Source organism: Marinobacter maritimus (assembly GCF_007671675.1).
Lineage (GTDB): Bacteria > Pseudomonadota > Gammaproteobacteria > Pseudomonadales > Oleiphilaceae > Marinobacter > Marinobacter maritimus.
The window spans coordinates 221,994-246,409 of sequence record NZ_VCGW01000003.1 but is presented as its reverse complement, the minus strand read 5'-3'; the positions used below and the strand labels follow the sequence as shown (position 1 = coordinate 246,409).

16 protein-coding genes and 1 pseudogene are annotated in these 24,416 nt (G+C 56.1%); 8 read left to right on the top strand and 9 right to left on the bottom strand.

The window, feature by feature from the left end; all coding sequences use genetic code 11:
• The first annotated feature begins 155 nt into the window (after positions 1-155).
• Positions 156-590 carry a potassium channel family protein gene (locus FFI90_RS13295; protein WP_186318000.1) on the top strand — a complete coding sequence of 145 codons (435 nt, stop codon included), beginning with the start codon at positions 156-158 and terminating at the stop codon, positions 588-590.
• On the opposite strand, the pseudogene FFI90_RS13290 reads toward FFI90_RS13295, so the two are convergent.
• The 3 genes and pseudogenes from FFI90_RS13290 to FFI90_RS13280 all read right to left on the bottom strand — a co-directional run bounded on the left by FFI90_RS13290 (position 587) and on the right by FFI90_RS13280 (position 7,074).
• Positions 587-3,816: pseudogene (locus FFI90_RS13290) on the bottom strand (efflux RND transporter permease subunit). The gene FFI90_RS13295 and the pseudogene FFI90_RS13290 overlap by 4 nt on opposite strands.
• Positions 3,813-4,898: an efflux RND transporter periplasmic adaptor subunit gene (locus FFI90_RS13285; protein WP_246123585.1), complete on the bottom strand. Its 1,086-nt coding sequence runs from the start codon at positions 4,896-4,898 to the stop codon at positions 3,813-3,815. The pseudogene FFI90_RS13290 and the gene FFI90_RS13285 overlap by 4 nt, the downstream one beginning before the upstream one ends.
• Before the next feature lie 160 nt (positions 4,899-5,058).
• Positions 5,059-7,074, bottom strand: a complete 2,016-nt coding sequence (locus tag FFI90_RS13280) for a TonB-dependent receptor domain-containing protein (protein ID WP_246123583.1) — start codon at positions 7,072-7,074, stop codon at positions 5,059-5,061.
• Between the two features lie 236 nt (positions 7,075-7,310).
• Here FFI90_RS13280 and gdhA point away from each other — a divergent pair, with 236 nt between their 5' ends.
• From gdhA to FFI90_RS13255, 5 genes are all read left to right on the top strand, one after another.
• Positions 7,311-8,660, top strand: a complete 1,350-nt coding sequence (gdhA, locus tag FFI90_RS13275; protein ID WP_144778547.1) for an NADP-specific glutamate dehydrogenase — start codon at positions 7,311-7,313, stop codon at positions 8,658-8,660.
• Between the two features lie 17 nt (positions 8,661-8,677).
• Positions 8,678-11,254, top strand: a complete 2,577-nt coding sequence (locus FFI90_RS13270; RefSeq protein WP_144778546.1) for a PEP/pyruvate-binding domain-containing protein — start codon at positions 8,678-8,680, stop codon at positions 11,252-11,254.
• 84 nt (positions 11,255-11,338) lie between these two features.
• Positions 11,339-12,607 carry a sensor histidine kinase gene (locus FFI90_RS13265; RefSeq protein ID WP_144778545.1) on the top strand — a complete coding sequence of 423 codons (1,269 nt, stop codon included), beginning with the start codon at positions 11,339-11,341 and terminating at the stop codon, positions 12,605-12,607.
• A complete protein-coding gene (locus FFI90_RS13260; RefSeq protein ID WP_144778544.1) occupies positions 12,604-13,137 on the top strand; it encodes a response regulator transcription factor in 534 nt (177 codons plus the stop codon). Before FFI90_RS13265 ends, FFI90_RS13260 begins: the two co-directional genes overlap by 4 nt.
• Before the next feature lie 129 nt (positions 13,138-13,266).
• On the top strand, positions 13,267-15,399 hold the full coding sequence (locus FFI90_RS13255; protein ID WP_144778543.1) for a putative bifunctional diguanylate cyclase/phosphodiesterase: 2,133 nt from the start codon (positions 13,267-13,269) through the stop codon (positions 15,397-15,399).
• A gap of 19 nt (positions 15,400-15,418) precedes the next feature.
• Here FFI90_RS13255 and FFI90_RS13250 read toward each other — a convergent pair whose 3' ends face one another.
• The 4 genes from FFI90_RS13250 to FFI90_RS13235 form a co-directional block, all read right to left on the bottom strand.
• Positions 15,419-16,078 (bottom strand): energy-coupling factor ABC transporter permease, encoded by a 660-nt coding sequence (locus FFI90_RS13250; RefSeq protein ID WP_144779003.1) that lies wholly within the window; start codon positions 16,076-16,078, stop codon positions 15,419-15,421.
• 112 nt (positions 16,079-16,190) lie between these two features.
• Positions 16,191-17,924, bottom strand: coding sequence for a SulP family inorganic anion transporter (locus FFI90_RS13245; RefSeq protein ID WP_144778542.1), 1,734 nt, complete (start codon positions 17,922-17,924; stop codon positions 16,191-16,193).
• Between the two features lie 7 nt (positions 17,925-17,931).
• Positions 17,932-18,798 carry an MBL fold metallo-hydrolase gene (locus FFI90_RS13240; protein ID WP_144778541.1) on the bottom strand — a complete coding sequence of 289 codons (867 nt, stop codon included), beginning with the start codon at positions 18,796-18,798 and terminating at the stop codon, positions 17,932-17,934.
• Between the two features lie 84 nt (positions 18,799-18,882).
• Positions 18,883-20,391, bottom strand: coding sequence for a sensor domain-containing diguanylate cyclase (locus tag FFI90_RS13235; protein WP_144778540.1), 1,509 nt, complete (start codon positions 20,389-20,391; stop codon positions 18,883-18,885).
• 192 nt (positions 20,392-20,583) lie between these two features.
• On the opposite strand from FFI90_RS13235, the gene cobS reads away from it, so the two are divergent.
• Entirely contained in the window at positions 20,584-21,348 is a 765-nt protein-coding gene (cobS, locus tag FFI90_RS13230; RefSeq protein WP_144778539.1) for an adenosylcobinamide-GDP ribazoletransferase, read from the top strand.
• A 25-nt stretch (positions 21,349-21,373) separates the two neighbouring features.
• Here cobS and FFI90_RS13225 read toward each other — a convergent pair whose 3' ends face one another.
• Complete coding sequence (locus FFI90_RS13225; protein WP_144778538.1) at positions 21,374-21,934, bottom strand: lipid-binding SYLF domain-containing protein; 561 nt, start codon at positions 21,932-21,934, stop codon at positions 21,374-21,376.
• Between the two features lie 89 nt (positions 21,935-22,023).
• Positions 22,024-22,692 (bottom strand): DNA-3-methyladenine glycosylase I, encoded by a 669-nt coding sequence (locus FFI90_RS13220; protein WP_144778537.1) that lies wholly within the window; start codon positions 22,690-22,692, stop codon positions 22,024-22,026.
• A gap of 229 nt (positions 22,693-22,921) precedes the next feature.
• On the opposite strand from FFI90_RS13220, the gene FFI90_RS13215 reads away from it, so the two are divergent.
• Positions 22,922-24,406, top strand: coding sequence for a YfcC family protein (locus FFI90_RS13215; protein WP_342779383.1), 1,485 nt, complete (start codon positions 22,922-22,924; stop codon positions 24,404-24,406).
• The last annotated feature ends 10 nt before the right edge of the window (positions 24,407-24,416 follow it).

Here is a 24,416-nt window from a genome sequence, read left to right as displayed (position 1 = left end):
AGCTAAGGTAAATAAAACTCCGCCACAGGACGGGCGCTATCGTCAAGGTGCCTCTGAAACACCCTCCCGGAGCACTGTTAAAAACAGAGTACTATTAACAACAGAGTACTATCTAACGGAGCACCCTACGTTTGTTCGCCGAAGATTACGCCAATCTGCTCAGCGCAACCGCCATCAATGCTGCTCTTGTGGTGGTCGTTGTGCTTATGCACCACGAGGTGCTTGTCCGCCTTAGCGCACGACTGGCGAAAATGCATGAAAGACATCACTTTCGCCTGGTCGTCGCCGTCCTTGGCGTGCTGCTCGCCCACACGGCAGAGGTATGGGTTTTTGCCGGTGCCTACTTTTTCATGCATCACGCCGACACCTGGGGTTTGCTGACTGGTAACTTTGATGGCAGTTTTCTGGACTGCATTTATTTTTCTTTCAGTACCTTCACCACGGTTGGTTATGGTGATATCGAACCAATCGGTGAGCTAAGGTTTCTGACCGGAATCGAGGGGCTTACAGGGCTGGTGCTGATTACCTGGAGTGCCTCTTTCCTGTTCGTAAAAATGCAGCGCTACTGGACTGGCAACGAGAGCCACTAAACCCACTCCCGCCTGGCAAGCGTGTAGTAAATCAGTGGCACCACCAACACCGTCAGCAAAGTGGATATAGCGAGCCCGAACACCAGAGAGATAGCCAGCCCGTTGAAAATAGGATCGTTGAGAATAAAGTAAGCTCCCACCATCGCCGATATTGCCGTCAGGGCGATAGGCTTGATACGCACCGCACCCGCCAGAACCACGGCTCGGTCCAGTTCGATGCCCTCCTCCAGTAGCTGCCGGATGAACACCACCAGCAATATGGAATTACGTACGATAATACCGGCCAGAGCGATCATGCCTATCATGCTGGTAGCAGTGAATTCCCGGCCCAGCAGGGCGTGCCCGGGCATGATACCGATCATGGTCAGCGGAATGGGCGCCATGATCACCAGTGGCAGGATATACGAGCGGAACTGAGCTACCAGCAGCACAAAAATCATGAATATGCCCACGCTGTAAGCAGCACCCATATCCCGGAAGGTTTCATAGGTAATCTGCCACTCACCGTCCCACTTGAGCGTGCCTTTTTCCGGCAACGGTGGCTGGTCGATAAAGAACTGCTCAGGGGCCCCCTCTTGCTGATTCAACCGTGAAACCATGGCAAACATACCGTATAGAGGTGAATCTACAGCTCCCGCCATATCCGCAGTTACATAGGTCACCGGCAGCAGGTTCTTGTGATAGATGGCGCCCATCCAGTCGGCTTCGCGCACCTGGGCAATGCTCGCCAAAGGCACCAGGTTGCCATCGCGGCTGCGCACCTGCAGGGACATGAGCACCGATGGCTGGGCTTTATCAGCATCCTCAAGGGTTACACGAATCGGCACAGGGTACTTTGCATGATCATCGTGCAAAAAGCTGACGTTGACACCTCCCAGTGCTATCTGCAATGCCGCAACAGCCTGGGCCTGGGATACGCCCATACGAGCAGCGCGGGCGCGATCCACTTCAATTTCCCACTGGCGGGTGGGGCCTCCAGTGTGGTGTCGATATCCACCAGCCCTTTCACCTCAGCCATTCCGGCTGCTACCGAGCGAGCCAGCCCAGCCCGCTGATTGGCATCGGCGCCGTAGATTTCTGCCACCACGGGTGATAACACCGGCGGCCCGGGCGGCACTTCAACAATCTTGACGCTGGCGTCATAGCGCTTGCCGATGACGGTCAGCGGTGTTCGCAGCGCCTGGGCGATAGCGTGGGACTGCCGGGATCGTACACTTTCATCACTGAGGTTTACCTGGATGTCGCCTTGATAGGGCTCGCTGCGCAGATAGTACTGGCGCACCAGCCCGTTGAAATTGATGGGCGCGGCAGTACCGGCATAGCTCTGCCAACTGGTCACTTCGTCAACACTCTCCAGATAATGCCCCATTGCCATAAGCACCCGCTGGGTCTGCTCGACCGGCGCGCTTTCGGGCATATCTACCACAATCTGAAGCTCGGATTTGTTGTCGAAGGGCAGCATCTTCATGATCACCGCCTGAAATGCTGGCAGGGAGGCAGCCGCCAGTGTCAGCAGGATCACTCCAAGCGCGAGCATGCGACGACGCCAGCGGTGATCGCCCAGAAACGGCGTAAGGACGCGCCCGAATATTTTCATGGACATGGGGCTGACACCGTCGGCTGAACTGCCGGCGCCTTCCGCTTCCGTCACAGTTTCGCCTTCTTTCCGTTTCAGCAACCTGAACGCCAGCCAGGGCGCAACCACAAAGGCAACGATCTGGGACAGCACCATACCGGCGGATGCATTGATGGGGATGGGGCTCATGTATGGACCCATCAGCCCCGTCACGAAAGCCATGGGTAGCAGGGCTGCCATAATGGTCAGGCTGGCCATGATGGTGGGCGTGCCCACTTCGTCTACCGCCACCGGGATAATGTCCTTCAACGGGTGGTTGGAGTTGCGAATCCGGCGATTGATGTTTTCGGTGATCACAATACCGTCGTCCACCAGAATGCCGATGGAGAAAATCAGGGCGAACAGGGAAACCCGGTTTAGCGTAAAGCCCCAGGCCCAAGAGAATACCAACGTCAGCAACAGCGTGATAAGTACCGCCACACCCACAATCAACGCCTGGCGCCAGCCCATGGCAACCAACACCAACAAGACCACGCAAAGAGTAGCGGAAATCAAGTCAGAAATGAGCTTTTGGGCCTTCGCTGAGGCGGTTTCGCCATAATCCCGGGTAACAATAACCTGCACGCCTACAGGCAGGGCGCGGTTGCGGATCTGCTCCAGCCGCTGCTCAATGGCGGTGGTGATATCCACGGCGTTTTGTCCGGGTTTTTTGGCGATTGCCAAGGTCACTGCAGGGTATACGTCACCAGGCTGTCCGATACTGCTCGCATCCGCCGCTGGCCCGAAACCGGTCATCACGCTCTGGTCCGCAACCGTGCCGCCGCGACTCACATGTGCCACGTCGTCCAGATACACCGCCGCCCCGTTGTGCATGCCGACAACGAGGCGGCGCACATCACCTACATTCCCTAACAGGGTACCCGCCTGAACCGGGATGGAGAGGTTATCCCGGGTAATACGGGCTTCCTGGCTGCTGCTGTTGGCAGCTTTCAGGGCCTCGCGAATATCACTGAGAGTGAGGTTGAACCCGGCAAGCAGGGCCGGATCAAAACGAATATCCACCTGGTCGGGCACGCCGCCCACGGTGTAGACATCCCGGGTTCCGGGCACCCGCTTGAGCGCGACTTCCAGCATGTGGGCGAGACGAGTAAGCTCTTCGCCAGTATGCCCATTAACCGGATCATAAAGAGTCAGTGTCATGACCGGCACATCATCAATGCCTTTGGGCTTGATGACCGGCTGTGTGGCACCCAGATCCGGTGGCAGCCAATCCTGGTTCGAGTAAACCTGATTATAAAGCCGCACAAGCGCTTCTTTTCGTGGAATGCCGACTTCAAACTGCACGGTAATAATGGCCTGACCCTGGCGGGACACGGAATATACGTGCTCAACGCCGGCAATCTCGCTCATCACCTGTTCGGCCGGGGTTGCGATAGCGCTTTCTACTTCCTGAGTACTGGCACCGGGAAAAGCCACCATGATATCCGCCATGGTGACATCTATCTGCGGCTCCTCTTCCTTCGGAGTAATGACAACCGCAAGCACACCCAGAATGATGGAGAGTAACGCCAGCAAAGGCGTCAGATGATTATTCTGGAAAACCCGGGCAATCGCCCCGGAGGGACCGACCGGGGGCAGCTCGCGACTCAATTCCCAGCCTCCTTATTAGCGCTTTCTCCAGAGACGGGTTCTGCTGAAAGGTTCAGGCGATCTGTGCCAATCAGCTCACCAGGGTGGATGACAACCCGCTCCCCCTCGCTCAAGCCAGCCAGAATTTCCAGACGACCGTCCTGTTCCGCGCCGATACGAACCTGCCGTAACCGCGGGCGACCCTGATCATCCAGCACAAAAACCGCCCTCAGTTCACTGCGACGGACAAGACTGCTGGCCGGTATCCAGAGCGCATCGCGCGTTGCGACCGGAACACCGACCTTTACCAGCATACCCGGAAACAGGGATCCGTTAGGTTCACTAAGGCGCATGCGTAAACGGAAGGTGTGAGTGGCAGGATTAGCGTAGGGGTAAAACGTCATTTCCCCGGTTTCCAGCACCCGCCCGTCGGCAAGCGTGACTCTCGCCAGCCGGTCTCGCCGGGCAAGGTCTGCGTATTGCTGGGGTAGGTCTACAACGACCCGCAGCTGCTCCAGTGACAGACCACTAAGCAGCGGCTGCCCAGGGCTCACGGATTCTCCGACTTCTACATGACGCTCAGTCAGTATTCCGCCATAGGGCGCGATGATGCGGGTGTAGCTCAACTGCTCCCGGGCTTCGGCAAGCGCTGCCTCGGCGCGTTCAAACCGCGCTTTAGCGCCGGCCAGAGTGTTCCTGGCCTGATCAAACTCCTGCCGAGAAACCAGACCACGCTCATGCACGCTCTCTACCCGCTTGAATTGCTGCTGGGCATCATTGAGAGCCGCTTGCGCTTCGTCCCGGCCACCTTGCGCCTGATTGACCCGAGCGCGCTGCTCGCTGCTATCCAGCTGCACGATCAAGTCGCCGGCGGCTACCGAATCATCCACATCAAAAGGCAGCTGCTGCACGGTGCCGCTGGTTTGTGCGGATACGGTGCTTTGCTGAACCGCCTCGATGACACCATCAAGCACCAGAGTTTCCTGAAGCTCGCTGCGCCCAACCGGAACCGTCTCCGGCCTGATTAATACGACCTCCCCCAGAACAAACCCGGAACAAACCAATCCAAACATCAATGTGCCCAGTATCGAAATGTGCCTCACAACCAGCCACCTCAGAAACAGCTATTAGTTAATAGCTACAGGTTATCAATATATTCAAGGTGAAGCTCCAAAAAAAAGCCCCGTGCAGGGAGAGTATCTCCTGCACGGGGCGAAGTGTTACCCGCTGGCTATGAGTAGCGGGCAACCGCCATTACAGGGTTTACCACCTGGCCGCCAGCGCCACGCGTAACGTGCGTCCCGGCTCGTTCACGCGCACTGCGTCGGGGTTGAACGGATCGGTGTTTGCGCGACTCACATGAGGCGCCCAGGTATTATCAAACAGATTATCCAGAGCCCAGTTAAAGGAAAGGTACTCCATCAGCGGGTGGCTACCGGAGAGGTTAAACACGCCGTATCCGGGTGAAACCCCTGCATCCAGCCCGGATTCCGGATCTATGCGATCCTGCCGGCGGGCCAGCTGCCACTGGGCTTCAATGCTGTGGCCCATGCTCTGCCAGCCAAGCGTTTGCACAAACTGAACCGGAGGAATCTGTGCCAACGCCGTGTTATCGTCACGATTCTCACCACGAACGGAAGCCAGCGTGCTACTGCTGCTCCATGTTCCGTCCGTCCAGCCGACCATCATCTCAACGCCAAACAAGCGGGCATCAATATTCTCATAACGGGTGCAGCCATTCGCCTTGCCACACTGAGCTGTCGTTTCTTTATAACGCCTTACAAAATCGTCCACCAGGTCCATCCAGACCACCGGCTTCCAGCTCCACTGGTTTTTACTGCCACTCAGAGCTAACTCTATTTTGTTATGTTTTTCAGTATCCAGGCCGGGGTTACCAATCCAGCTGTCAGTCATGGTGTTCCGGGCGAGGTAGCGCTCAGTAACACTGGGGCTCCGTACGCTTCGGCTGGCAGTCAGTGTCAGCGCCTGGTTTTGTGGCAAGCGCCATTCACTGGATACAAACCCGCTAACGTTGTTATCTGCGGGCTTCAGATCGGTTGTACCGTATGCGTTCTGGTAAAGCATGGCCGGAGTCATGCCCATACTCGCAACATCATCGGCCTTGGTGGCATCCATTTCCACGCGGTCATATCGAAGGCCGCCTCCGATCTTCACGTTACTGGCAACACGCCGGAACGCCTCAGCGAAAATCCCGACACGCTCACGCTCCACACCGGGCCACATGAATGAGACCGTCATCGGCATGGGGTTGGTAACGTTAGACAGCGTCGCATCCCAGTCATTGGTCTCCAGGTCTGCACCTACTGCCCAGTCGGTTGAGCTATTGGGGCTTTGATCAAGGGTAAACCGCATTCCACGTGTCTCGGTCGTGGCGTCCGTCTGCATTTTCATCGCGCCCACAGGGCGCAGGCTGAAGTTGTCCATGGTGTGATCAACATCTGCCTGCCAGGCCAATAAACTCCACTCGCCATTAGCCACCGGAGAGCCCAGCTCCATACGGTACATATCCGTATCGGTTTTCGGGGCGTCCATACCGGAGCCTGCATATTTCACATCACTCTCTTCCTGGCGACTGACCATGCCCTTGACGAAGAACCCGTTCTCGGCAGTCCAGGCGCCGTCAACGCGACCCTCAGCGTTTTTATAAGCGCTGCGCACTTCGTTGCCATCACCGTCTTCGTAATCATCTGCTTTATCATACCCGCCGGAAAGCCGCAGCCACGCTTCCTCACTGCCCACTGCCGCAGCGGCGTTTACCAACTTGCCATTGCCGTTGTCCGATCCACCGATGGTTACCTGGCCTGTGGTCGCATTGCCATTGAATTGCGGGTCGGCAGTGGTTGCAATTACCTGCCCGCCTGCGATGGGGCCCCAGCGCAAGGTGCGGTTGTTGGTAAGAACGTCCAGGGCCGGTGCCAATGCACTGCTCAGACGACTCGTTGGTGGATCCATCCGGTTGGGGCAGGCGCCTTCCACCCGAATGCCGTCCAGCAGTACATCCACTCTTTCCTGGCTTTGCCCTCGTATCACTGGTTCCAGACCGCGGCCGCCCATCCGGGAGAGGGATACCGAAGGGTCAGACGCCAGCCGATTTACCGGCTCGCTGACCAGAACCGCATCCGCACTGTTGCTTGAACGCCCCTCCGTTACACGAATAACCAGGTTTTCCTCTGTAGCTTGTGCCAACGCCAGCCCCGGGAGCCCCGCGAAACCAATAACAACCATCCGTGTAAGACTGGAAAATGCTCGAACCGTCATACTGCTGCTTCCCCTTGGGCGGGCGTGTCTGAATCAAAATGTCGGGGAATAATAAACGCGCCGGCTCCTGAGCGCGTGAGACACAATGCCGCATCCCTCTGGAGGTATAATCTTGGCGCACCAAAAACGAGCATCTCTTGCTAAGCGCCCTTCAATATGATGAAATCACCGCCCCATTTTTCCACCATCCTTTCCATTTTCCTGCAATAAGCAAGAACCGAAATGAGGAATACTGTATGGCTGCCCGACTTGATGAGAAACTGGAGCTGATTTACGAAGACGTTTTGCACCGCAATCCGGGTGAAAACGAGTTCCACCAGGCAGTGCACGAAGTTCTGGAAACACTGGGGCCCGTTCTGGTGAAATACCCGGAATTTGCCGAGAAGAAGATCATTCAGCGCATCTGCGAGCCTGAGCGCCAGATTATTTTTCGTGTGCCCTGGCAGGACGATAACGGTGAAATCCACATTAACCGTGCTTTTCGCGTAGAGTTCAACAGTGCTCTGGGGCCTTACAAGGGCGGTATGCGCTTCCACCCGTCGGTATACCTCGGCATCATCAAATTCCTGGGTTTCGAGCAGATCTTCAAGAACGCACTGACCGGCCTCCCCATCGGCGGCGGTAAAGGCGGCAGCGATTTTGATCCGAAAGGCCGCTCGGATGACGAGATCATGCGCTTCTGCCAGAGTCTGATGACCGAACTGTATCGCCACATTGGCGAATACACAGACGTTCCCGCCGGTGATATCGGCGTGGGCGGTCGCGAGATCGGCTACCTGTTCGGCCAGTACAAGCGCATCACCAACCGCTACGAGTCCTCCGTGCTAACCGGCAAGGGCCTGGACTGGGGCGGCAGCCGAGCGCGCACTGAAGCAACCGGCTACGGCACCGTTTTCTTTACCCACGAAATGCTGAAGGCCCGTGGTGACTCTCTGGAAGGCAAAAAAGTAGTTGTCTCCGGATCAGGCAACGTCGCAATCTATGCTATTGCCAAAGCTCATGAACTGGGCGCCAAAGTTATTGCCTGCTCCGACTCCAGCGGCATCGTCGTAGACGAAAAAGGCCTCGACCTGGCAGCTCTCAAGCAGATCAAAGAAGTAGAGCGTCGCCGCCTCAGCGCCTATACCGAGTTCCACAAAGACGCAAAATACGTCAAAGGCGGCAGCATCTGGTCTATTCCGTGCGATATCGCGTTGCCTTGTGCCACTCAGAATGAGCTTAACGCCAACGACGCCAAAACCCTGGTTGAAAACGGCTGCATTGCGGTTGCTGAAGGCGCTAACATGCCTACAACGCCGGAAGGCATCGCTATCTTCCAGCAGGCAAAGCTGATGTATGGTCCAGGCAAAGCCGCCAATGCCGGTGGCGTTGCGACCTCTGCACTGGAAATGCAACAGAATGCCAGCCGTGACTCCTGGTCCTTCGACTATACTCAGAAGCGCCTTGAGGACATCATGATCGATATCCACAAGAGCTGTTATGAGACATCGGCGGAATTCGGCGCAGAAGGCAACTATGTGCTGGGCGCCAACATCACTGGCTTTATCAAAGTAGCGCGCGCCATGGAGGCCATGGGCGTCATCTGACCACGGAGTAACAGCCCATGACCGGGGACGGCGGAAACTCACAGGATAATACCCGGGTTTCTACCGGCCTTCCGGGGCTCGACGATGTTCTCGATGGACTGAGAATTGGCGATAATGTTGTCTGGCGAATCAACGACCTGGACGACTACCGCCGATTCGTTACCCCGTTTATTGAATCTGCGGCGTCCGCCGGGCGCCGTATTATCTACCTCCGTTTTGGCCAGCACCCCCCGCTGGTATCCGCAAAAGCCAACATTCACATTGAAAACGTTGACGCGCTGGATGGTTTCGAAGCCTTTACAGGCAGGGTCTGGCGCCTGATTGAAGAGCACGGCCGCGGCGCATTCTACGTGTGCGATTGTTTGAGTGATCTGCTCAACGCCTGGGCCACTGACGCCATGGTGGGCAATTTTTTCCGCGTGGTCTGTCCATTCCTCTTTGAACTGGATACCGTCGCCTGGTTTGCGCTCTATCCGGACAGACACTCGCACACCACACTGGACCGTATCCGACAAACCACACAGGTGATGGTGGATGTTCACCGCCTGGGCGACGACGTTCAGATTCAGCCCATCAAGGCCTGGTGCCGACAATCACCAACCATGTTTCTGCCACACAGGGAGCGCAACGGTCGCTTTGTGCCTGTTACCGACAGCAGCGACGCAACCCGACTTCAGGCCGGGCTGGAACTTGCCCAGCTGAATCGTCAACCACTGCTGGACTATTGGGACCGCCTGTTTCTGCAAGTCGCCAACGCGCTTGAGACCAGTAATGAAGAACAGACAGCCGAAATTCTGGATCGCGTACTGAGTGTTCTGATCAGCAGGGATCCACGCATGCTGGATCTTGCCAAACGTTACCTAAGCCTTGAGGGCCTGCTCGCGATTCGCGCCAGAATGATCGGCAGCGGTTACATTGGCGGCAAAGCCACCGGTATGCTGATAGCCCGCAGCATTCTGCTCGCCAATCAGCCCGACATCTGGCAAGACAACCTGGAGCCACACGACTCCAGCTATCTGGGCTCTGACGCCTATTACGCATTCCTCGTTCACAACGGCCTGTGGCCCGCGATTATGCGCCAGCGCTCGACCGACGGTTATTTCACTGAGGCCGCGCAGCTCCAACAGAACATTCTGAAGGGCGACTTTCCTCCGGAAATCCGGACAGAGCTGGCCCGGTTACTGGACCACTACGGTCAGTACCCGATTCTGGTGCGCTCAAGCAGCCTTCAGGAAGACGGCTTCGGCAACGCGTTTGCCGGCAAATACGACAGCGTTTTTCTGGTAAACCAGGGGGCTCCTGAGCTTCGGCTTACAGAGCTGGAGGATGCGATCCGGCAGGTTTACGCCTCAACCATGAGTGAGGACGCGCTGGTGTACCGCAAGCAACGCGGGCTGGATCAGCGAGAAGAGCCTATGGCGTTGCTGATTCAGCGGGTCAACGGCCGCTTTCACGGGCGCTACTACTTACCGGACGCTGCCGGCGTTGGCGTTTCCCGCAATACCTTTGCCTGGGATACTGATATGGACCCGACCGCCGGCATGGTGCGTCTGGTCATGGGGCTCGGGACCCGTGCCGTTGACCGGATTGAAGGTGACCATGCGTGCGTTATGGCGCTGGACTACCCCAACCGCCAGCCGTTTCGCAATCTTGATGAAAGCTACCGTTTTTCCCAACACCTTCTGGATGTGCTGGATCTGTGGGAAGGCAAACTGACTACCTACCCTTTGAGTTTGCTCGTGAAAGACGTTGCAGACCTTCCCCTGAGCCACCTCGGCGAAATGGACCGGGCCGCCAGTCGACGGGCAGAGGAGCTGGGCCTGCCGGCTCCGGTATGGCGGCTGACGTTCAAGCCACTGGTGCGCAGCAGCCGGTTTGTCAGCCGCCTGTCAAACCTTCTGAAAACTCTAGAGTCCGGCTATCAGCACCCGGTAGATGTTGAATTTACCCTGCACCTGAACGACGACGGGGAGCCGACTTTCAACCTCGTGCAATGCCGTCCATTGGCGACCATCGGCGAAACCATGGCGGCCGAGATTCCTGCAGAAATATCCAGGCAGCAGCTTCTTTTCCGCACATCCGGAAACTTTATGGGCGGCAACATAAACCTGAGCATCCAGCGTATTATCAAGGTGAACGCAGCCGTATACAGTCGGTTGAATGTCAGTCAGCGCTACGAAGTGGCCAGCCTTGTCGGCGAGCAGGTCCGTGGCAGCAACGACACCACCATGCTTATTGGCCCGGGTCGCTGGGGCACCAGCAGCCCAGAATTGGGCGTGCCAGTTCGGTTTGCGGATATAGCAGGGGTCGCCGTACTGGTTGAGGTGGCAGAAATGGAAGGCGATATGGTTCCAGACCTTTCCTATGGCTCGCATTTTTTCCAGGACCTTGTGGAAACCGACATCGCGTATGTCGCCCTGTTCCCCAATGGCCCCGACTGCGTCTATCAGCCTGAGCGGCTTCCCGAAGCAGACGCTCACAACCTCCCGGCTAAGCCGGAACAGGCACTGCAGGTTTTTGATTTTCACACCACCCCGCTGCAGCTAACGGGAGACGTCGTCAGCCAACGTCTGGTTTGTTATTTCCCACCTTGATGTCCATCAACTAATATCAGGAAAACCGTCAAAAGCACTCACCTGATCCACCGCTACCCGCGCCGCCCTGCTAGAATCCACGCCATGGAATGGCTCACTCACTCTCAAACAGGTTTTCAACAAGCGGCACGCTACCTGCTGAGCATGCGCCTTGCCGTTGTTGGTCTTCAGCTTACCGCCCTGGCGGTGGCAGAAACGGTTGTAACGCTTGCGTACCGTGCTGAAGCACTGGTGCTGTGCCTGCTCTATGGTGTTCTCGCGACACTGGGCTGGCTCTGGTTTACCCGGCGGCCGCCCCGCTCCCCCGTCAGCGTCAGTGCCGGCCTGGCTCTTGATCTGGTTTTAATAGGTGGCTGGCTGTTTTTGACGGGCGGCTACACCAACCCTTTGGTGTCTCTGCTATTGCTGCCCATCGCCGTGGCCATCATTCTGGTGCCACTGAGCCAGAGCATCGCCCTGACTGTCTCTGGCATCGCTGTCTACACAGCATTGGTGATATGGCACACGCCTATCACCAATGAACATCACAACGCCAATCTGGCGCAATTGCACCTGGCCGGCATGTGGGTCACCTTTGCCATGACGGCGGCAATCCTGCTTCTGGTTGTGGGCGCTCTGGCAAGGCGATTGCGCCAACAGCAGGAGCAGCTGTCGACTATTCGCGAGACACGCCTGCGTGATGAGCAGATCATTGCACTGGGGCTTTCTGCAGCAGCCGTTGCCCATCGCCTGGGCACGCCTTTGAACACTATGACGTTACTGGTTGATGAAATACGTTCGGCCTTTCCCGACCCGGATCTCGCCGATGACCTGAACTTGATGAAGCAACAGCTTGGCCTTTGTGGCGCGCATCTGCAGCAACTTTCCAGTGCGGCAGTCCAAGCTAAATCCGCACAGCTGGAAAACCTCCAGGCCCAGAACTGGTTAGCACGGCTACGAGAATCCGCAACACTCTTATGGCCGGCCGCGCCTGTTGAATGGTCGACAGCAGTTCCGGATTGCCGGGTTGCGGTCGATGCCACCCTGGACCAGGCCATCCTCAACCTTCTTGCTAACGCACTGACTGCCAGCCCATCGTGGGTGGCTGTCAGCATGCGCTGCACCGAGCCCAACAGAGTAGAAATAGTCGTGGAAGACCGCGGAGATGGTCTGGAAGACGCCTTTCGGGAAACCCCAGGCGAACAGATCGTGGGTTCGGAGAACGGTCTGGGTGTTGGCCTATTTCTTTCCAATGCAACAATTCAGCGCCTCGGAGGCACCCTCAAGGCGCGGGTCGATCAGCATGGGACAACCATGATCATTGATTTGCCCGCAGCCCGGGCAGTTAATGCAGGCATGGGTGGAGATCAATGACCACGTCTGATAGCTGGCTGCTTGTGGACGACGACGCCGCCTTCCTGCAAATACTCCAGCGCGCCCTGAATCGCCAAAACCTTATGGCTATCTGCACCCATAACCATGCTGAAGCCCTCCAGGCCCTGGATTCGCAGGTCTTCCAAAAATGCATTCTGGACCTCAATCTTGCGGGTGAGAGTGGCCTGCAGCTGCTGCCTGAACTCCTTGCCAAACAGCCAGCTTTGGAGATTCTGGTGTTAACTGGCTACGGCAGTATCGCCACGGCCGTTGAGGCAATGCGCAGGGGCGCCGTCAACTATTTATGCAAACCGGTTACGATCGGCCAGCTCTTGAGCGGTTTCGAAGCTCTGGCCGTGACGCCGGAGCTGCGCGAGGAACCACCCTCAGTGGAGGAGATGGAGTGGGAACACATTCAGAGGGTGCTCAACGAGCATGACGGCAACGTCTCTGCCACAGCCAGAGCCCTGCACATGCACCGGCGGACCCTGCAACGAAAGCTGCAGAAGCATTCCCGCTGGCGCAACTAGAAAAGAAGCCCTTACATAACTCATTATCTGGTGGGACATACGGAGGCGCAGAGCAGGCCGCACCGCTAAAACTTGACCCATCATGACAAGGAGGACAGTCACACATTTGGCCAGAGAACAAATTTAACCATGTCAGATTCAGATCATCCGGAACATAGAAGGCACACCCAGGAGGTTGGCCTGGAACGCCTGTCACTGGTTGCCAGCGCCATCCGCAATATGGTCCTGATTCTTGATGACACCGGCGCTATCCAGTGGGCCAATCCCGGCTTTGAGGAATATACTGGCTACCTGCTGCGGGATATCTGCGGCGCCCATCCGAAGGACTTGTTCAACGGCCCGGCCACGGATCCTGATAAAGTCAGTCGGATCTGCCACAAACTGCTCCTGGCACAGCCGTTCGAAGAAGACATCCTGCTTTACACACGCCCAGGCACGCCGTTCTGGGTTCACATCTATGGCGTACCGATCGGTGCCGAGCAAGGCGTGTTACCGGGCTTCATCGCTGTCATGACCAACATTTCGGATCGCAAACACAGTGAGCGCGGCTTGCGCATTGCTGCCAGCGTTTTTGATCGCAGCCATGAAGCCATCCTCATTTCGGATCAGAACAACCGCATACTGGACGTAAATCCGGCCTTTTCACGCATAACCGGATACAGCCGTAGTGACGTACTGGGTCTTAACCCGTCCATCCTCAGTTCGGGCCGCCATTCCCCGGCATACTATCGTTCCATGTGGCAGCGTATCGAAAGAACAGATCATTGGCGGGGTGAAATCTGGAACCGCCGGAAAAGCGGCGAAGAATTTGTTGAATTACTGTCGGTCAGCCGCGTCCACCTGGACGAGCCTGGGCGCTATTATCACGTTGCCTCTTTCACAGACATTACGGCTCTGAAGAATCATGCCAAAGATCTCGACCGGGCCGTCAACTATGACGAGCTGACCGGCTTACCGAATCGACAGCTACTGGAAGACCGCCTCCGCGACGCGCAGACACACGCTGATCGCCAGCACAAAAACCTGTCAGTCTGTTATCTGGACCTGGACGGTTTCGAGGCCATCAACGACAGCTTTGGGCATGCCGCAGGCAACGAGATACTGCGTATTCTTGCAAGCCGCCTGGCCCAAACCCTGCGGAGTGGTGATACCGTTGCCCGGATTGGTGGCGATGAGTTCGGTGTGATCCTGCAGAGCGAGGACCACGACAGCGTTTATGAACGCATGTTGGCCTCCATCAATGAGCCCCTTGATCCTGGCGTCGGCACTGGCCCGATCACGCTCACAGCAAGCCTTGGCATCACCCGATACCCGGCGGACAGTGCAGATGCTGAAGGCCTGATTCGCCATGCCGATCAGGCCATGTACTCCGCAAAAGAAAAAGGGCGGAACCTGTTGCACTTTTTCGACCCGGAACTGAACGAGCATCGCCGACAACGGCGTCAACAGCTCACCGAAATCTCACAGGCGCTGGAAAACGAAGAGTTCGAGCTTTATTTCCAGCCCCAGGTACGAATAGCGGGCTGTGAGGTCGTGGGCTTTGAGGCCCTTGTTCGCTGGAACCATCCCCAAAAGGGACTGCTGCTCCCTGCCGAGTTTCTGACCACACTGGAGGGCAGCCATCTGGAAGTGCCCCTGGGCCAGTGGGTCCTTAAAGAAGCCATCTATCAGATGAATCTCTGGCAGGCCGCAGGCGAGGACCTGTCGGTGAGCATTAACATCAGTGCCCAGCACCTGATGGACCAAAGTTTCACCCGCTATCTGGAAAGTTACCTGCACAGCCATCCGGCCATCGAGCCCCGGCAGATCACTCTGGAAGTTCTGGAATCAACAGCACTGGATGACATCAGGCGCGCCAGAAACGTGCTTGCGCGCTGTCAGGATTTGGGGTTCCGGATTGCACTGGACGATTTCGGTACGGGGTTCTCCTCACTGACTTACCTGCGCACGCTTCCGGTTGATCTGGTGAAAATTGACAAGAGCTTTGTGCGCAACATGCTCGATGATGCCAGCGATCGGGCCATTGTGGAGAGTGTCATTTTCCTGGGCCAGCGGTTTACACACCCTATTCTGGCAGAAGGCGTTGAAACCCTGGACCACGCCCGGGCACTGCGGCAGCTAGGTTGCGATTATATCCAGGGCTACGGCATTGCCCGCCCGATGCCGGCGAGCGAAATACAGGAGTGGCTGCGGCAATGGCACCAGCAAACCAAAATCGAAGGCAACGTTCTGGAACCTGCAAGCGGTCGGCAAAGCAGATAATCGGCTACGTGCAGCCCCGTTACCGGTAGCGACGTTGATCCAGTGTTGTCAGCCGGTCTGGGTGGAATACCATCATGCCCGTAACAATTGCGCCGTTCACGAAACCCTCCGGTATCATGAACAGAGGCAGATACCGCAGGTAACCGTGAACCAGCTCGGAAAACTCGTACACGCCACTGAGCCAAAGCATCAGGCACATAACCAGGCCTGCAGCGGCCACTGAAATACCCGCTCCGAAAAAGCCGCAGAAAAAAATATAAGCAAAAAAATTACTGAAGTTCCGATGCCGTTCCCAGAGCATGATGCCATGGGTAACAAGAGCCGGAATCATCACGGTCACAAAGCCGTTGGCGGCGAACATTGTGACCGGCTCACGACCCATGATCACGGTACTCACCAACGCCAGCAGCCCGGCAAACACAGCCAGCCCCCAACCCAGCATCAGGGTGACCACGGTAATGCCAAAGATATGAATCGCAAGCCCGGGATAAATACCCGCCCGCAACTGCCAGAGAAAGCCCAGCACCACCGCCGCACCAAAAAACGAATGCTGCAACGCGTCGTCTGAACGCAGTTTACGCCAGCGTACTGAACGGGCCGCCTGCACCAGAATCAACAGGAACAAAGCCAGGGTCACCAGCCACTGCGTGGTAGATAGCAGGTTTTCGGTCATGCCCATAGTGCAAACGCTCACAGAAATCTGGAACAGATTCCTATGATAACGACCTTAACCGCCAGGCGGTCAATGATCTGTGCCATCGGGCAACAGAATCCAGCCAGATTCGCTCGGATCACGCGGTTTTTTTAAGGGAAACGAGAGTACCCGTAAGAGTCTGCCAGGCCTCGTACGTGCTCAGAAACACTTGCCCGCTCAGATGGGAGATCAGTTCTGTATTTTTCAGGCGGTCCATAACCGGCCCTTTCACCTCGGAAAGATGCAGACAGACGCCAGCATCTCTCAAGCGCTCATTAATGGCTTCCAGGCTTTCCAGCGCCGAGGCATCGACCAGGTTGACCGCCGGGCACACCAGCACCAGATCCTTCAGCTCCGGCTTGCGGATCACCAAGTCCATCACCGTCTCTTCCAAGAAGCGCGCATTGGCAAAATACAGGCTTTCATCCACCCGCAAAAACGTGACTTTCGGGCACAACTGCACGTCGTGACGAAGCACATTTCGGAAGTGTTCAGTGCCGGGAACCCTTCCGACAACTGCGCTGTGAGGCCGGCTGGTACGATAGAGGAACAGCCCGATGGAAAGCGCCACGCCAGCAATAATGCCCGCCTCAACGCTGTGCGCAAGAGTCAGCAGAATAGTTGCCAGCATGGCACCAAAATCCGGGCGCGAATAACGCCAGGTGCGCCCCAGCGCTGGCAAATCGATCAGCGTCGTCACCGCAATGATAATGGTCGCCGCCAGCGTCGCCTGCGGCAGATAAGCAATAGCCGGCGTCAGAAACAGCGTGGCCAGGGCAATGCCGACGGCCGTGTATGCGCCTGCAGCCGGAGTCTCTGCACCGGCATCAAAGTTGACAACCGAGCGTGAGAAACCGCCGGTTACGGGCATGCCCCCCGAAAATCCTGCGCCAAGGTTGGCGGTACCCAGGCCGATCAGCTCCTGATCCGGATCGATCCGCTGCCGCCGTTTTGCCGCCAGCGTTTGCCCGACGGAAACCGATTCCACAAAGCCCACAACGCTGATCAGCAAGGCACTGACCGCAAGTTGCCGCCACAGCCCCCAATCCATTGACGGCATTGTCAGCTCAGGAAGCCCGGAAGGCACAACACCAACCAGCCGCACGCCCTGCAAATCGAGCCGGAATTGCCAGGCGACCAATGTAGTAGCCAGTACCGCTAGAATCGGGGCCGTTTTGGTAATGATCTCAGCGGCGCGCGCAGCTACGCCTGCCAGAAGCAGTAGCGGCTTGAGGTATTTTCGAGCGAACACCAGGAACAGCAGTGCACCTGTGCCAACAATCAAAGTGGATAGATTGGTGTCGCTTATCGACAACATCAGCGACTGACCAATCGTCAGCAGATTCTGGCCCGATGCCTGCACGCCAAAAATGTGTTTCAACTGGCTGGCTGCGATCACGATGCCGGAGGCAGTAACAAAGCCGGAGATCACGGGATGGCTAAGAAAGTTGGCGAGAAAACCCAGCCGCAGAATGCCCATCATCGTGAGCATCAGCCCTGACATAATGGCCAGCAGGATAGCCCCCGCGATGTACTCGGGGCTCCCGGCCTCGGCCAACGGCGCCAGGGCAGCGGCCGTCATCAGAGACGCCACCGCTACGGGCCCAACCGAAAGTGTCCGGCTTGTGCCAAAGATCGCATAGACCACCAGCGGAAGAATGCTGGCGTAAAGCCCGACCTGCGCTGGCAAGCCAGCGAGCAAAGCATAGGCCAGAGACTGTGGAATCAGCATAACGGTCACAATCACCGCAGCCACCAGGTCGCTGGAGGCCTGGCTTCGACCGTATTGAGGCGCCCACTGGAGAATAGGCAGGTAGCGTTTTACGTTCATCCGGCGCTCAGAACAAATTGACCGGAATTTTCAGATACACCCGACCGTTGTCCTCTGCCGGCGGCATTTCTCCTGCGCGCATATTCACCTGTACAGACGGCAGGATCAGCCGCGGCATATCGAGAGTCGCATCGCGCTTGGTACGCATCTGTACAAACTCTTCTTCGCTGATGCCATCGTGCACGTGAATATTGGCCTCACGCTGCTCAGCTACGGTCGTCTGATGCACATACTCATCCCGACCAGGTGCTTTGTAGTCATGGCACAGGAATACACGGGTTTCGGCAGGTAGAGACAAAACCTTGCGGATTGACTGGTAAAGTTCACGGGCATCACCGCCCGGGAAATCGCAGCGGGCGGTTCCATAATCAGGCATGAACAGCGTATCGCCCACAAAGGCAGCATCACCAATGACATAGGTCAGGCACGCGGGCGTGTGGCCCGGCGTGTGCATTACGCGGCATTCAAGGCCTCCGATGGTGAATGTATCGCCATCCCGGAAAAGACGATCAAACTGGCTGCCGTCACGGGCGAAGTCAGTTCCTGCATTAAATGCCTTGCCGAAAATTTCCTGAACCTCCCGGATATGGGCGCCAATACCGGTTTTACCGCCGAGTTTCTCGTGGAGATAGGGCGCAGCGGAGAGGTGATCCGCATGCACGTGTGTCTCAAGAATCCACTCAACCTTCAGATTATTTGACCGAACGTACTCAACAATTTCATCCGCTGAGCGCACATCGGTTCTGCCTGCGGCGTAATCAAAATCAAGCACCGAATCAAGAACGGCACAGGCCTGACTGACAGGGTCACGAACGACATAACTGAACGTATTGGTGGGCTCATCAAAAAAATGCTGCACGATGGGGTTACTCACGGCATTCACCTCCGCTGGGGTGGAGTCTTAGATTTTGATTCTAAGGATATACCACAACGGAATATAAGGTGAAATTCTCTTTGCTTATATGCGCGATACCCCTGATGCATCAACAAGACAGTCGCGTCCTGCCTGCTTTGCGCAATAGAGCCGGTCGTCCGCCAACCGTATAAGCGGGTCGGGCGTCGCTGGAATGTCATCCAGTTCCCCGATGGCAGCGATACCCGCACTGACCGTTAGCGGCAAGACGCTGTTTTCAAAAACGAAATTGTGACTGCGCACCGCACGAATAATGCGACTTACCGTATCCCGCACATCCGCCTGGCTCACACCACTGAACGCAACAACAAACTCTTCACCGCCAAACCGTGCCACCACGTCAGTTTCCCGGGTCTGTTCAAGGAGAATGTCGGCAAACGTGCGCAGACAGAAATCGCCCCCAAGGTGCCCATTGGAATCGTTGATGTGTTTGAAACGGTCCAGATCAAACATCGCCAGAGTAAAGTGCTCCCGGTGGCGGTTGGCTCGGCTGAGCATTTCGTTCAACCGGGGCATCAGATACCGGCGGTTGTGCAAAGCGGTTAATGGGTCGCGAATGGACTGGTTGAGAAGCTCACTCTCCAGGCGGTGGCGCTCAAGTGCTCCGGAGAGCAGGCCCGATACGATAATCAGAAGGTCTGCCTGATCTTCTCGCCAGGCACGTTTGCGTAGGGAGTCGACGCCAAAAAAGCCGGTTACAAGGCCCCGGACGCGAACCGGTACGCAAAACATGGAGCTGACACCCTGTTGCTCCAGCAGGGTGCGCTCTGGGCCCGCCGGTATCCGCTCGGTCGCTTCGACAAAAATGACCCGATTGCCACTGACCATTTCATCGATCTTGCCCCGCCACCAGTCGAAACCATCAGTTGGCACATCACGCTGGCTGTCAATGAGAGATGGCACGCCGGAAGAGCACCATTCGTGAGTGTTATCCATAACGCAATAATCTGGCGAAAATTCATATAAATACGCCCGATCCACCTCGAAAAATGCGCCGATCGCTCTCAACAGCTCGGATATACATTCATCAATGCTGCCAAATCCCAGATTGATAAACTCCGTCGACAGTCTGGCAATCAGCTTCTGAAAATTTGCCTGAAACGCCGACTCTGCCTCGCTTTCCCTGAGGGTAATCTCCAGATCCTTATAATGCTGAATGTTGTGAAGCTGGCCATACCAGACTGTACTTCCGTCGGCCTGCCGTTCCGGCTTTGAGTGGGCTTCAAACCATTCATAATGGCCGGCTCTCAATTTTAAACGCGCCTGGTAGCGCCAAGGTGCAAGCGCGCGGGCAGACTCCGCAACACTGGCGTTCAAACCGGCCAGGTCATCAGGATGAACCGCGTCAAACATGAGATCCGCACTTTCGCGCAATGCAGCCGGGTCGAGGCCCAGTACGTTCTGCACCTGCTCGCTGATAAGCAGATATCGGTGAGACTCTCCATCAGCGCTCAGCCAGTAGGCACACAGTAAACCGGGAATCGCCGAAGCCAGCTTCCGGAGAAAATAATCCGGGTCTGCATGCCATTGGCTTTGTTTGAACTGTTCCGTCATGAGCCACTCGCCTCCTGGCACAAAGTCAGCCACGATAGAAAAAGTGTAGCGCACCGTGTCATGCACAGCTATTTCAAATGTGGAGAACTACAAAACCGGGAAAACAATCAGGAGCCATGATACCTTTCTGACTTTCCCGATAGCCGGCGTTTTATAGCCCGAGGGAACACCCTCTGCTGAACGGAGTCGCAAGTGCCTACTGAAGCAAAATCGATAACCAATGAATGGCAGGCTTTCTGGTTAGCGGTTGGGTTTCTCACCCGCATTCCGATGTTGGTGCGTATTGATTATTCCCAGAAACTCATGAACCAGTGCAGCGTATATTTGCCATTGGTCGGCCTGTTACTGGGCGCACTTTACGCTGGATTGTTCACCCTCCTTAGCCTGGCTTGGAACCCACTTGTCTGTGTGCTGCTGGTTTTATGCTTCCATCTGTTTATTACCGGCGCCTTCCACGAAGACGGCCTTGCCGACAGCGTAGATGCGCTGGGTGGCGGCTATACCGTTGAGAAGCGTTTGGAAATCATGAAAGACAGCCGCATTGGCACCTACGGCACCGTGGCTTTGGTGATGGCTCTGGGCCTGAAAGCGGCGCTTCTGCTAGATGCACAAAGCATTTGGCTGGCGTTACTGGTCGCTCCCGCAATCAGCCGTCTGACACCGCTTCTTCTAATGGCCTGGCTGCCTTATGTAACAGACCCGGACAAGAGTAAAAGCAAGCCCGTGGCGGAGGGCTTCTCTCGCAAACGCCTGCTTGTCAGCGTTGTGTTTACCGTTGTGATAGTTCTGGTTTTCAGTCCTTGGCTGCCGGGACTATGGCTGGTGGCCATAACCGCCATTTTGACGGTTGCCCTGGTTTGGGGTTGGTATTTGCAACAACAACTGGGCGGTTATACCGGCGATACTCTGGGAGCCAGCGTTGTGTTTTGTGAACTGGCGCTGCTGCTGGGCATGTAAGTGCCCAGCAGCAGGTTAATATGACTCAGCGGTCAATACGGGATATTTTGGTACCTTCGATACTCAGCCCGGCCATCAGACCTTGCTGGCTGAAGATAAACGCATAGGCGTCGTTTTTAAGCGACGAGGTTGAGAGATTTTTCGCTACGCCCTCGTCAACCAATACCACCGTTGGGCCGACACCTATCTCCCAGCCATTTGATTTTTCAAGATAGGACACCGCTTTGTCCGTCATCAGAAAAACCGCATAGGCATAGGACTGAGCCCCTGCCTGCAACCCCCAGGAGCCAGTGACCGAATTGTAGTAATCCGCCACCTCCGAGTCCTTCAGCAAAACGCCCTCGCCGTAGCTACCACCAAACACCAGCCCGGCTTTAACGATGTTGGGGAACACCAGTATGGCCTTGGCATCGCCAGACAGGGTTTTGGCAACGGGGTGTGCCTTGTAGAGCGTTTCCAGTGCTTGTCTGGCATCGCGGTCAAGGTCTTCGGCGCTCGCAGCCATGGCTTGGCTTGCGCCTGTGATCGCGATAATGGAAGCAAATGCGAGTGCAAATCCGAAAAACGTGTTACGCAGTATGGTCATGACACAGCCCTCCTGATTGATCATCGAACTATAAATCAGTTGGATAAAAATTGACCGTTACAGGTGAGACATGCAGCGCTGGGGCTTGGTTAGCTATCCACCGAACAGGAGACAATCCGCGAAAGATGGCTGTAGGGCATACCCGTCTCCTGATGCCAGTTGTTGAACGCTGTCTGGGCCTGTTGCAGGCCTTTTTTGCTGGTTGCCGATGCGTCCAGCAGCTCTGCATGACGCAAAACCGACACCACGTCGCTCGACAGAATAAACCCGTCCCAGCCCACACGGCGCAGGAAATACTGCGCACTGTTGCCGCCGAGGCGTGACCCATGGCGCTTGAGCCACAGCAACAGTCCAACCTGGTCGTCTGAAGGCCATTGCTTCAGGAAGGCACCAAAACTGCCGTGTTCATGAACGGCATCCATAATCATGCGGGCGTTCTCAGGCACCGTACGAATCTTCTGCATATTACGTACAATACGCTCATCACGAGCGAGTTCTTCGAGAACGTCCGGCGGCACCTGCTGCCAGTAGGCGGGCACAAAACCATGGAAAGCCTCTTCGAAACCTGACCACTTGTTCTCAATCACACGCCAGACAAATCCGGCTTTGAACACACAACGGGTAATCTCCGAGAGGTATCGGTCATCCGTTTGCGCCTCCAATTCCATGGCCGGCGGCATTTTTGGCAGCAAAGCACTCAGCTCCTCAGTGCCACCCTTGCGCACAATCGCACGCTCATGAATATCTGAAAACCGCATAGTACCTCCTCTTCCAGAACGTGGGTGGGCGCCCGGAAATTAATACCGGATGTGTATTAATAGTGACCTAACTCAATACGAGTCAACCGCCGCTCGTTTACCCTGACAAGTAACGATTCAGAAATCGTGCTCCCTGTTGGCTGGGTAAGAGCAACAGCATTCGCAGCCAGGATCGGGACCTTTCATTGGCTCTATACACACCCGTCGGTGTGGATAAAGGAGGTATACTGTGAATGATAAGAACTATTCCCCTGAGAACCCTTCTGACAAACCCGCTAATAACTCGTTAAACGACCCTGAGCAGGATTTGGCAACACGATTTCCAACTGCCTATACGATCCTGTTTCTGCTGATCATACTCGTTGCAGCCCTGACCTGGATTATACCTGCTGGCCAGTACGACCGTGCCATGAACGAAGAAGTCGGTCGCGAAGTCGCTGTCCCGGGCACTTACCAAACGGTCGACCCCAACCCTCAGGGCTTTGTGGACATCATGCTCGCGCCCACGGCCGGATTTTACGATCCTGACAGTTACGTTGCCAATGCGATTGATGTCGCGCTGTTCGTGATTTTCCTGGGCGGTTTCCTCGGCGTGATGAACGCAACAGGTGCCATCGATACGGGCATACGAAGTGCCATGCGTCATCTTGAAGGCCATGAAATCTGGATGATCCCGATCCTCATGACTCTGTTTGCCATCGGCGGCACTACCTACGGGATGGCCGAGGAAACACTGGCATTTTACGCCATTCTGATCCCGGTGATGATGGCTGCAGGATACGATGCCATAACCGGCGTGGCCATTATTCTCATCGGAGCAGGTGTTGGCGTACTGGGCTCCACCATCAACCCGTTTGCTACGGTTATTGCAGCTAACGCTGCAGACATACCGTTTACCGATGGCATTGTTGTGCGTTTTATTCTGCTTATTGGCGGACTGTTGATTTGTGCGGCTTACGTTATGCGCTATGCCATGCGCGTCAAGGCGGACCCTTCGCGCTCTGTGGTATCCAAGCAGTGGGATGCCCATCGCAGGCTCTTCCTGGCGAGGCATGACTCTGATGTAGAAGACTCCATTCTCAACAGAACCCAGATAATTGCCCTGCTGATATTTGCCGCCACCTTCGTTGTCATGATCTGGGGAGTATCGTCGCAGGGCTGGTGGATGGCCCGTATGGGTGCTCTGTTTTTTGGTTCGGCCATTGTGATCGGCATCATCGCGCGCCTTGGCGAGAAGACACTCACCGGCAGCTTTGTTGACGGCGCCCGAGACCTTTTGGGTGTCGCACTTGTAGTAGGGCTGGCGCGGGGCATTGTGGTGATCATGGATCAAGGCATGATTGCCGACACCATCCTGCACAGCGCGGAAACATCTCTAGGCGGGTTGCCCGAACTTGCATTTATTAACCTGATGTTCTGGATAGAGGTGGGCATGAGTTTCTTTGTGCCATCGTCCTCAGGACTGGCTGTCTTGTCCATGCCGATTCTGGCACCCCTTGCCGACTTCGCCAACGTGGGGCGTGATCTGGTCGTAACCGCTTTTCAGTCTGCCAACGGGCTGGTCAACCTGATCAATCCCACTTTTGCTGTCGTGGTCGGGGGGCTGGCAATTGGCCGCGTGTCCTATGATCGCTGGCTCGCGTTCATCTGGCCCTTACTGTTGATTCTTACCCTTTTCATAACTTTGGTCATCAGTGCAGCAGCACTGTTTTAGCGGAGAATTA